The organism is Trichocoleus desertorum ATA4-8-CV12 (assembly GCA_019358975.1).
Taxonomy (GTDB): domain Bacteria; phylum Cyanobacteriota; class Cyanobacteriia; order FACHB-46; family FACHB-46; genus Trichocoleus; species Trichocoleus desertorum_A.
In genome coordinates this window covers 40,560-50,497 of record JAHHIL010000043.1, presented here as the reverse complement: position 1 = coordinate 50,497, position 9,938 = coordinate 40,560, and the positions used below count along the sequence as shown (strand labels likewise).

Sequence of the window (9,938 nt, the reverse complement as noted above, 5' to 3'; positions counted from 1 at the left end):
CCAAGACAGATGTGATTCGAGAGTTCATTAGGTCGTTGGAGAAGTAGCCTACCTAGCTGTTCGTCTTCGACTCACCGCCTTATATCCCACCGAAGACAGCATGTGGGTTTTACGGCGATTTCTATAATCGGCCCATCGGGGCTATTGAAGCGGCTGTAGGCGTAGTTAGAGGCATCAACTCGATCAGCATCAAAGATGGGCACAGGTGGATCGGGCAAATGGTCAATCCCTCCGGTTTGATAGAGGGAGACGAGTTGTGCCATCGTTGCGCCGACCATCGACAAGCCCATGATTTGCCGACGGCGATCGAGGTCAGGGCTTTGGCCTTCACGCAACTCGTGGCTTAGTTGTTTGGGGTCCATAACAGGTAATTCTCTAATTCTCAGTAATGTGTGAGGGAGACGAATGCCCTCCATGTTCAAGAATCGATTGGATCTGTACCACTCGCGCTAGAGATAGTTCGCTGGTTGGAGGTGTCTAATAGGAGGAAATAAGCAAGATGGCGATCGCTAGCACCAGGTTAGTAAGATAAGCGTAAATTCATGTTGTTAATTGGCACCAGCGGTTGGGTCTATAAGCATTGGATGGGATTGTTCTACCCACCCCAGATGCCCGGTGAACAACAGTTGCCCTTCTTTGCCGAGCAATTTCCCAGCGTAGAAATCAATTTCTCCTTTTACCGCTTACCAGAGCGATCGGTGTTTGAGCATTGGCGGATACAAACTCCAGATACATTTCTCTTTGCCGTTAAAGGGAGTCGCTATCTTACCCACATGAAGAAGCTGAAAGATCCAGAGGAACCTCTGGAACGCTTGATGGAACGAGCCAGTGGTCTACAAGAAAAGCTGGGGCCAATTTTGTTTCAGTTTCCTCACACCTGGCATCTCAATCTCGATCGCCTGCAACCATTTCTAGATTTGCTGCAAACTTATTCGCAGCAGCAATATACATTAGAGTTTCGCCATTCTAGCTGGTTGATCCCAGAAGTTTACCGACGCCTGGAGAAAGCGGGAGTAGCACTCTGTCTCCCGGTCAGCCCCACTGTCCCCTTAGACATTTGCCTCACGGCTCCCTGGACCTACATTCGGATGCACTCTGGTCAGGCAGGTATAGGGTACAGCGATGCTGAGTTGTTAACTTGGTCGGATCAAGTGGACTCGTTCTTAGCACAGAACATTGATGTCTATGTCTACTTCAACAATGATCCGGAAGGCCACGCCATCCACGATGCCCAACGCCTGAAGACATTCATTAAGTAATTCTCAAATTTTTGCCCTCACCCCAGCCCCTCTCCCAACCTTTTAGAGGGGACCAACAACTCAGTTTGCCTTTTCCTAAGCAGGGGAGAAAAGGTGCCATTATGCGCTGAGTGGTATTGTGTTGCGCGTTACAACCTTAATTCATCATGATTCCTCTACCAGCAGCATCAACACTAGCTTAAAGGATGACGTTCGGATTTTGAGGCTGTCTTTAAATGGCAAATACGCTGGGTCATCTTGTTGCCATCAGGAGGAGGTGGAACGGCGAGGAGATTATCAGGAGAAGAATCATGCAACTGAAACCAATTGACCAACAAGTGGTTGTCATTGTTGGTGCATCAAGTGGCATTGGTCGAGAAACCGCCCTCAAGTTTGCCAAACGCGGAGCAAAGCTGATCATTGCAGCTCGAAGTGAAGAGGGATTGGGAACGCTGATCCAAGAAATTGCTTATCTGGGTGGCACCGCTAGCCACGTGACAGCAGATGTCACTGTGTTTGAGCAGGTACAGGCGATCGCGGACAAAGCGATTCAACTATATGGGCGACTGGACACTTGGGTGCATGTGGCGGCTGTCAACCTCTACGCTACCTTTGAGCAGACCACACCCGAAGAGTTTAAGCGTGTCGTAGATGTGAATTTGATGGGACAGGTACATGGAGCAATGGTTGCTTTACCTCACCTCAGACACGAAGGCCGAGGTGCGCTAATTCACGTCTCTTCCGTAGAAGCCAAGCGTGCTTTCCCTTACCACAGCGCTTATGCTGCTGGTAAGCATGGAATTGATGGCTTTCTAGAGGCAATGCGGGTGGAACTGATGCACGAAAAAGTGCCCATTAGCGTCACCAACCTTATGCCTGCCTCGATCAATACGCCTTTGTTCAACAAAGCTCGAACCAAGATTGGGGTTAAACCTCAGGGTCTACCACCGTTCTATGAGCCAGAGATCGCAGCAGATGCCATCCTGTATGCGGCAGAGCATCCCACCCGTGATTTGGTTGTTGGGGGTGCGGGTCGAGCCATGTTGCTCTTACAAAGCCTATCACCCGGACTGATGGATGCTTTGGTTAGCCAAGTTGGCTTTCAGTTGCAGCAAACTAAAGAACCTAAATCTGAAGATGCACCTGACAACTTGTTTGAGCCGATCTCTGGTTATGACACCGTTAAGGGAGACTTCACGAAGCAAGCCCGTACTAGCTACTCTACCTGGCTGGCAACTCACCCCGCCGCCAAATGGGGCGCGATCGCAGCGGTAGGAGTGGCAGCATTGGCTCTATTAACTGCCCCTAGCCTCAGAAATAACAGTCTTTTCTAGAGTTTTTTTACATACGAGCTTTACATACGCGCCAAATCAGCGATCGCCCCAAATTCTTGTTGTACTTGTTCCCCTTCTCTCGCAGGGAAGGGGCTAGGGGTTAGGTCTACGCTCTCTGGCAAAGATACCGATCGATCGCGTCATCTAAAGATGGCAACAAGATACCCCGTTCACTACTAAGGGCGCTGTAAACAGGACGGGGAGCGGCCCAGCCCAAATCCTTAGTTGGACGAGCTTCGATTCCTGCTGTATCTAGGCCAGCCAAATTTGCCACTGTCTGCGCTAGTTCAGCCCAACCGATCGCGCCGGAATTGGCAAGGTGCCAGATGCCGCATTCCCCATCAATCAGTAGATCTAAGGTGCCATTCACCAGATCTGGAACATAGGTGGGAGATACCACTGCATCTTCTGCCGCAATAAAGGGTTGACCAGAAGCTAGAGTGCGGAGGGCGATCGCTAGGAAGTTGTATTCATCCCAAGGCCCAAAAAAGGCACTGGTGCGAATGACTAAGGAGCAAGGATGGCTGGCAAGTACCCGCTGCTCGGCGATCGCTTTACTGTGGCCATACACATTCAGGGGTGCCACTTCACAGCTTTCGACATAGGGTTCGGCCCGATTACCGTCGAACACTAAATCCGAAGAAAAGGTGACAAAGGCGGCCTCATGATTTGCACAAGTCTCCGCTACGATTGCCGCGCCATCTGTATTGATGAACCGACATAGCTCTGGTTCTCGCTCAGCGTCATCCACTCGGACATAGCCTGCCGTATTGACCACCGCCCAAGGTTTTAGCTCTGCAATGACGCGATCGACAGAATCTGGATTGGTAATGTCCATATCCTGACGAGATAGCAAGCGGTAAGGAATCCCGCGTACTTCACAGAGACGGGCAAAGGCACGTCCTAGCGTCCCAGTCGCCCCCGTGATCAAAAGTGGTAGAGTCGGGCTAGCCGCAGTTTGCGCCCCTCTTAACTTCTGACTCCTGACTTCTGACTCCTGACTCCTGACTCCTGACTCCTGACTTCTGGTTCCTGGTTCCTGACTCCCCACCTCTAGCTGCTGATCTCCTGGCTCTCCGGTATAACTGACAGGTGGATAAAGCAACCGTTCTGGTCGTTGCCACCAACCCGGAACTGCTAGTAAGGGATGATGGTATTGAGTGCCTGTAGCTAGCTGGCGTAACATCTGAGCCAAAGCAGTAGGACGAGGCTGAGGTGATCTGAGATCGAACACTCCTGGCTCATAGAAGCCGTCCGATCGCGTCAGCAAGCTGTTCCAGTCGTAAGCGCCTAGCAGCGACCAAGCAGTAATGGCTCGAATATCGGCACCATCTGTTCGTAGTTGCTGGGCAGCATTCCAGATCTCCTGGAGCCAGCGCAATTGTTCTTCTCTGGTGCAGCCTAAATGTACCTCTGTCACTGCGATCGGTAAGTAGTAGCGTTCCCAAACCTCCTTAAGCAAGGTATGAGGATCGCAAATCCCTTCTACACAAACCCGGACAGCTTCTACATCGGCATATTGATGCTTACCGTTGCCACCATGAGTATGGGCAGGATAGCGTTCTAGCCGCTCATCCAAAAAGCGATCGCTGGTGAGGTAGCGGTTAATGCCCATGATATTGGGTGGGCAAGGATGATCGAGAAACCAGGTGAGTTCTGCTTCAGCAATCCCCACAATCTCCCGGAGATACTCCCAAAGGGGATGATTGTGATCGACGCGACCACAGAGCAAATCAAGGCTGAGCCAGCGCCGATGGTTCTCGAACTCTGCCTGATAAGCCAGTAAGGGAGTGCTGAAGATCTTCCCTAAGTCTTCTGTCTGTACCAGTTGAGCCTGGGGATTCACTTGCCGAATTGCTTGCATCGAGAGCGCCACGGCACGGCATTGGTTTAGCAATGCCTGGATAAAAGCCAGTCCACTTTGTTGGTGAGGATACCAGTGACCATAAAGTCCGCTAAAGCGAGCAGTGGTCAGTGGTTCGTTAACTGGGGTGTAATGACTAATCCAGGGATAACGAGTTGCCACCGCCTGGGCAAATTCCGCTAACTTTTCCGGGAAAGCGGGATCAAGCAAATTGGTATTCCTAGGACCACTACCATGATGCACCAACCCCAGAATAGGCCGAATGCCCAAATCATCCAAGCGTTCTAGTCGCTGATCCAGCCAGGACCAATCTGCTTGTGCTAGTCCATTGGGGGCAATCCTTTCCCAGAGGGCAGGATAGCGGATGGCTGTAATTCCCAAGGAATCAAATAAGTCTAAATCTTCAATCCGATCGACGTGACCGTTGCGCTCTAATTGGTCAAAATATTGATCGCCAATGCGATTCACAGTACATTCGATCCCAGCCCACAGTTCCAGTTTCATAGCCGCATCCGGATCATTGGCTACGGAATTGCTAGACGCAACATTATATCGAGAAGATGGTTCTTCACTCCTCATATTCAGTATCATGCTTATTGATTCTGACCCATCCTAAAAAATGCTTTGAAGGTCAACTAGAAAGTGGATCTTTCATGGATTTGCTCATGGAAGGATTTGCTCATGAAAGATCCACTTCTAAAACAGGCGCTAGTCTACTTTAGTAGATAAGGATTTGCTGGAGCCATTTTTCTCGACGCTTTTAGCAGGAGATGAATTGGCAGCAGCATGGGTGAGGGAGGTTTGGTCTAAGTTGACTTCAGAGCGGCGATCGCTGCTAGGCGTTTTAGCCGATACACGAGCGGCAACGCTTTCCTCTTCGGGGTGCCAACTGGGTCGCTCTGTTATTTTGGCATAGACAGATAGAGCTTGAGCGACCACTTGATCCATGTTGTAGTACTTGTAGGTAGCCAAGCGCCCGACAAAATGTACTCCAGGCGTAGAATCGGCTAGCGCTTTGTATTGCTTGTAGAGTTCTGCATTTTCCGGGCGAGGCACTGGATAGTAAGGATCTCCCTCGGCCTTGGGATACTCGTAGACTAGGCTGGTCTTGGTATGCTCTTGACCCGTGAGATATTTAAACTCGGTGACACGAGTGTAGAGATGTTCGTTAGGATAATTGACCACCGCTGCGGGCTGATGCACAGATTCATTCAGCGTTTCATGCTTGAAGTCGAGCGATCGGTAAGGTAGCTTACCATAGCGATAATCGAAGAACTCATCTACGGGGCCAGAGTAGATCATTTCCTTGTAAGGAATCATCTTTTGAATTTCTCGGTAGTCCACATTCAACATCACTTTGATATTGGGGTGGGACAACATGTTTTCAAACATGCGAGTGAAGCCGTGCAAAGGCATCGCTTGATAGGTATCGGTAAAGTAGCGATCGTCTCTGTTAGTGCGAGTCGGAACGCGAGCTGTGACCGACTTGTCGAGTTCCGAAGGATCGATGCCCCACTGCTTGAGAGTATAGTTCCGGAAGAACTTTTCGTATAGCTCACGTCCAACTTTGCTAACCACCACATCTTCGGAAGTGCGGATATATTCTTTAGGCTCTGCTACCGAGGCAAAGAAATCATTTAGTTCAAAAGAAGTGAGATTTAAGCCATACAGCTTGTTGATAGTGTCTAAGTTGATGGGCATGGGCACCAATTGACCATCGACACTGGCTAGTACCCGGTGTTCATAACGCCGCCACTCCGTGAAATTGGATAAATATTCAAAGACATCACGAGAGTTGGTGTGAAAGATATGAGGGCCATACTTGTGTACTAGAATGCCCGCGTCGTTGTAATGGTCGTAAGCATTGCCGCCAATATGATTGCGGCGATCGCAAACTAATACCTTTTTGCCTAGTTGACTCGCTAAGCGCTCCGCCAGAACGCTACCTGAAAATCCTGCACCCACAATTAGGTAGTCGAACATTGTTGAAGTACCTCGCTTTTAGTAAATGGTTTGAAAGCTTTCATTGTTTTCATGGCTGAAAGCTCTAGTCTCGGCACCTGAGTCATTGATCTTCACTAGATGTCCTAGCACCTATGACTCATCACCGCAGGTTTGTAAATGTCTGTATTTGTCTTATGTCTTAAATCGCTGTCGTATAGTCCTCTATAAGAAGACTAGTTATACACTGGGTTTGTTAAGCACCCGAAACAGATTTAGATAAAATGGCGGTTGGTTTGGGCGTAGATTCGACTTGTTTGCTAGCGATCGCCGCCTCAATCAATTGCAGCATTGCCGCCCAAGTTTTATCCCAAGAGATCTGAGCCAAGAATGCATCTACTTGCTGTCGCCACTCTGTATCCTGTTGAGCCTGCTGCATCGCTGCTTCTGCTGCTGTCACAAATCCAGAAACTGTATCAGCGATATGCACTAGGTTCTGCTCTCCATAAGGCCGCACCACATCTCGAATTGAGGTGGAAACCACAGGCTTGCCAGCAGCCAGATATTCTGGTGTTTTGGTAGGGCTGATAAAGCGTGTCGATTCATTGAGGGCAAAAGGCAACAAAGCCACATCCCATCCCGCTAGATACTGCGGCAACTCTTGATAGGATTTGCCACCTAGATAGTGAATGTTAGGGTGACGTGGCAAAGCTTCGGGATCAATTTTGACCACAGGCCCAATAATGACCAAATGCCAATCAGGTCTAGCTTGAGCAATACCATCTAGTAGATCCAGGTTCATGCGCTCGTCCACAACCCCATAGAAACCTAGGCGAGGATGAGGAATGTCTACTTGATCGGCTGGATCTGCGGGGATCGTTCTGGCTTGGGCAAAGTGTTCTGCCTCAATACTGCTAGGAAAGGCATAAGCATGAGGATGCTGATGGCGTTTCGCTTCGTACAGGCTTTGGCCACCTGTAAATACTAGGTCAGCTCGTTGAAAGAGTTGGTCTTCAAACTCTCGTAATGCCGGAGGTGCCCCCCTAAAGGCGGCTAGTTCGTCCATGCAGTCATAAACGACTGCGGCAGCCTGCAAATGACTGGTAAAAGCCAAGGCCATCGGGGTGTAGTACCACAGAATCGGATTGGCGATCGCATACTCAGCAAACAGATCATCTATCAAGCTCTGTTGCATGGCTGTGACCATTTCCGCCCGCAAGCCACTCGGTAGGTGGGGCACAACTACTGACACCCCACAATCGCGTCTACCGACTTCCAGCCACCAGTCATCTCCTGTTTCAAAGACAGGTTCTTCAATCAAAAAAACTCTACGTCCTTGAGCACAACGACTTAAAAGGTGTTGCGGTCGCTGATAAACAAAATCCCACCGTAAGTGGGACAAACAAACCAAATCAGATGTACCTGGGAAGAACCATTCAACATCTGAAAGAGACAAGCTAGAAGCTTGCAATTCTGCTGTTGATGTATCCTGTGAAGATAACTTTCTTATAGGTCTCATCTTAGTACTATGACTGATTGATGCTTGGTCAGGTGGAGTCATGATCAACCTAGTTTTATTTAGGTGGAAAGCTCTGATCTTAATTCACAATAATTCCTTATCACTTCGAAAAGCTTCTATTCAACGGTAGATGTGAAATCTATCTTCAGAGGGAGATAAATATTAAAATAACTTGTGATTTAGAAGCTTTTTAGCCGTCAAACTGATTTAATAGCCGTGTTTTTGGTGTTTTAATTGGTTCTGTGACAAGATCTAGAAATGTAAGCAATCCAACTTATGTCGTTGGTCAGATACGAGGGTCTTGCGAAATCTGATTAATTATTAATTGCTAAATTGATGCCATTAGTTGTGATGTAAGCAATCAAAGTAAGTTTGAAACTTAACTCTGAGCTTTGTCTCAGCTTATCCTTAGCCTAACCATTGAAAAGCTGCTAATTTAATATAAAAAATAAAAGTTCTGTTTTAGAATTAAAGCCAAGCTGAGCTTTTGATTCTGAAGTATTTCTAGTAAAGAAATATTAGGAAGAGTCCACCTTTTATATATCAAGGCACACCAATCTTATGATTTTAGTAACTGGGGGCGCAGGATATATTGGTTCCCATGCCGTTATGGAATTGCAACAGGCAGGCTACGAAGTTATTGTTTTGGACAACCTCTCTTATGGTCATCGAGAGATTGTTGAAGAAGTTTTACAAGTCAAACTGGTGGTAGGAGATATTAGCGATCGCGCCCTCCTCGATCATCTATTCTCTACCTATTCCATCACCGCAGTCATGCACTTTGCGGCCTATATTGCCGTGGGTGAGTCTGTTACAGATCCTGCTAAGTACTACCGCAACAACGTTACAGGGACTCTTACGCTCTTAGAAGCCATGATCGCAGCCTCTGTGAAGCAATTTGTGTTTTCCTCGACCTGTGCGCTGTATGGCATTCCCAAATTTGTGCCGATTACAGAAGAGCATCCCCAAGATCCGATCAGCCCCTACGCCACCACGAAACAGGCAGTAGAGCATATTCTCTCTGATTTCGATACGGCTTACGGCTTAAAGTCGGTTCGCTTTCGCTACTTCAACGCAGCCGGAGCCCATTCTAACGGCCAGCTGGGAGAGGATCACGAGCCTGAAACGCATCTAATTCCTCTGGTTCTGATGGCTGCTCTAGGCAAGCTACCTGCTATTCAAATTTTGGGAACCGATTACCCTACGCCGGATGGTACTTGCGTCCGTGATTACATTCATGTCAGCGACTTGGCTCAAGCTCACGTGCAGGGATTGCAGTATCTAGAAAATGCTGGGGCCAGTGATGTCTTCAATTTGGGTAATGGCTTAGGATTTTCTGTGCGCGAGGTGATTGAAGCCGCTCGTGAAGTCACGGGACGAGAGATTCCTGTCGTAGAGCGCGATCGCCGTCCGGGAGACCCACCTGTCTTGGTAGGTAGTAGTGACAAAGCTAGAAAGGTTCTAGGTTGGCAACCCCAATACGCTGACTTGAAACAAATCTTGACCCACGCTTGGCAATGGCACCAACAACGGCATGGCCAACCGACGCCACTGCCACAGTAATTTTGGTTATTTGTTTCATCAAGCAACTCTGGCTCCCCTTCCCTAGCAGGGAAGGGGCTGGGGGTTAGGTTTCAGGCACCGAAGGATACCTCACGGTCAATACAGTGGAAGCTTCTTCGGCCAGCCAACCGTGAGAAAGACCAGGTGGCCAGAGAGCATAATCCCCTTCCTGAGCCAGCACTACCTCGCGATCGGGAAACTGTAAGCGAAAGCGGCCACTGATCAAAATTGAAAGCGTCGTGGCTTGGTGGTTGACCCCCCATTCTTGCCTACTGTCCCCGGCGGCGTGAGTTCCCCACTTCACTTCTAGAGCCGAGGTGGAGCGGGGGTCGTCGTCGGGTGTGACAAAATAGCCCATAAACCAACCGCGTCGGGCTTTCCCTTCCGTATGGCTATTCCCAACAATAATTTGTGCTTGACTACTCATTTCTGTTCGAAATCTTATTAATAAGTTGGAAGGTTACTGCCCTGAGAGCCAC

General features: G+C 48.8%; 8 protein-coding genes. 3 read left to right on the top strand and 5 right to left on the bottom strand.

Translation table 11 applies throughout. The features are described 5' to 3' along the window. Positions 1-71: 71 nt before the first annotated feature. Positions 72-362 carry a hypothetical protein gene (locus KME12_21665; GenBank protein MBW4490395.1) on the bottom strand — a complete coding sequence of 97 codons (291 nt, stop codon included), beginning with the start codon at positions 360-362 and terminating at the stop codon, positions 72-74. 180 nt (positions 363-542) lie between these two features. Here KME12_21665 and KME12_21660 point away from each other — a divergent pair, with 180 nt between their 5' ends. Then, positions 543-1,259 carry a DUF72 domain-containing protein gene (locus KME12_21660; protein ID MBW4490394.1) on the top strand — a complete coding sequence of 239 codons (717 nt, stop codon included), beginning with the start codon at positions 543-545 and terminating at the stop codon, positions 1,257-1,259. Between the two features lie 290 nt (positions 1,260-1,549). After that, entirely contained in the window at positions 1,550-2,572 is a 1,023-nt protein-coding gene (locus tag KME12_21655; protein MBW4490393.1) for an SDR family oxidoreductase, read from the top strand. Positions 2,573-2,678: 106 nt separating this feature from the next. Here KME12_21655 and KME12_21650 read toward each other — a convergent pair whose 3' ends face one another. The 3 genes from KME12_21650 to KME12_21640 form a co-directional block, all read right to left on the bottom strand. After that, positions 2,679-4,940, bottom strand: a complete 2,262-nt coding sequence (locus KME12_21650) for a sugar nucleotide-binding protein (protein MBW4490392.1) — start codon at positions 4,938-4,940, stop codon at positions 2,679-2,681. A 204-nt stretch (positions 4,941-5,144) separates the two neighbouring features. Beyond that, a complete protein-coding gene (gene glf, locus KME12_21645) occupies positions 5,145-6,419 on the bottom strand; it encodes a UDP-galactopyranose mutase (protein ID MBW4490391.1) in 1,275 nt (424 codons plus the stop codon). Positions 6,420-6,633: 214 nt separating this feature from the next. Beyond that, positions 6,634-7,896, bottom strand: a complete 1,263-nt coding sequence (locus tag KME12_21640; protein MBW4490390.1) for a glycosyltransferase family 1 protein — start codon at positions 7,894-7,896, stop codon at positions 6,634-6,636. A gap of 561 nt (positions 7,897-8,457) precedes the next feature. On the opposite strand from KME12_21640, the gene galE reads away from it, so the two are divergent. Then, a complete protein-coding gene (galE, locus tag KME12_21635) occupies positions 8,458-9,459 on the top strand; it encodes a UDP-glucose 4-epimerase GalE (protein MBW4490389.1) in 1,002 nt (333 codons plus the stop codon). Between the two features lie 64 nt (positions 9,460-9,523). On the opposite strand, the gene KME12_21630 is transcribed toward galE, so the two are convergent. After that, positions 9,524-9,886, bottom strand: coding sequence for a hypothetical protein (locus tag KME12_21630; GenBank protein ID MBW4490388.1), 363 nt, complete (start codon positions 9,884-9,886; stop codon positions 9,524-9,526). Positions 9,887-9,938 lie beyond the last annotated feature (52 nt).

What these genes read in the sequence shown, in the direction of transcription:
- KME12_21665 (MBW4490395.1), bottom strand. Translation starts at nt 362, where the DNA reads ATGGACCCCAAACAACTAAGCCACGAGTTGCGTGAAGGCCAAAGCCCT.
- KME12_21660 (MBW4490394.1), top strand. Translation starts at nt 543, where the DNA reads ATGTTGTTAATTGGCACCAGCGGTTGGGTCTATAAGCATTGGATGGGA.
- KME12_21655 (MBW4490393.1), top strand. Translation starts at nt 1,550, where the DNA reads ATGCAACTGAAACCAATTGACCAACAAGTGGTTGTCATTGTTGGTGCA.
- KME12_21650 (MBW4490392.1), bottom strand. Translation starts at nt 4,940, where the DNA reads ATGAAACTGGAACTGTGGGCTGGGATCGAATGTACTGTGAATCGCATT.
- glf (MBW4490391.1), bottom strand. Translation starts at nt 6,419, where the DNA reads ATGTTCGACTACCTAATTGTGGGTGCAGGATTTTCAGGTAGCGTTCTG.
- KME12_21640 (MBW4490390.1), bottom strand. Translation starts at nt 7,896, where the DNA reads ATGAGACCTATAAGAAAGTTATCTTCACAGGATACATCAACAGCAGAA.
- galE (MBW4490389.1), top strand. Translation starts at nt 8,458, where the DNA reads ATGATTTTAGTAACTGGGGGCGCAGGATATATTGGTTCCCATGCCGTT.
- KME12_21630 (MBW4490388.1), bottom strand. Translation starts at nt 9,886, where the DNA reads ATGAGTAGTCAAGCACAAATTATTGTTGGGAATAGCCATACGGAAGGG.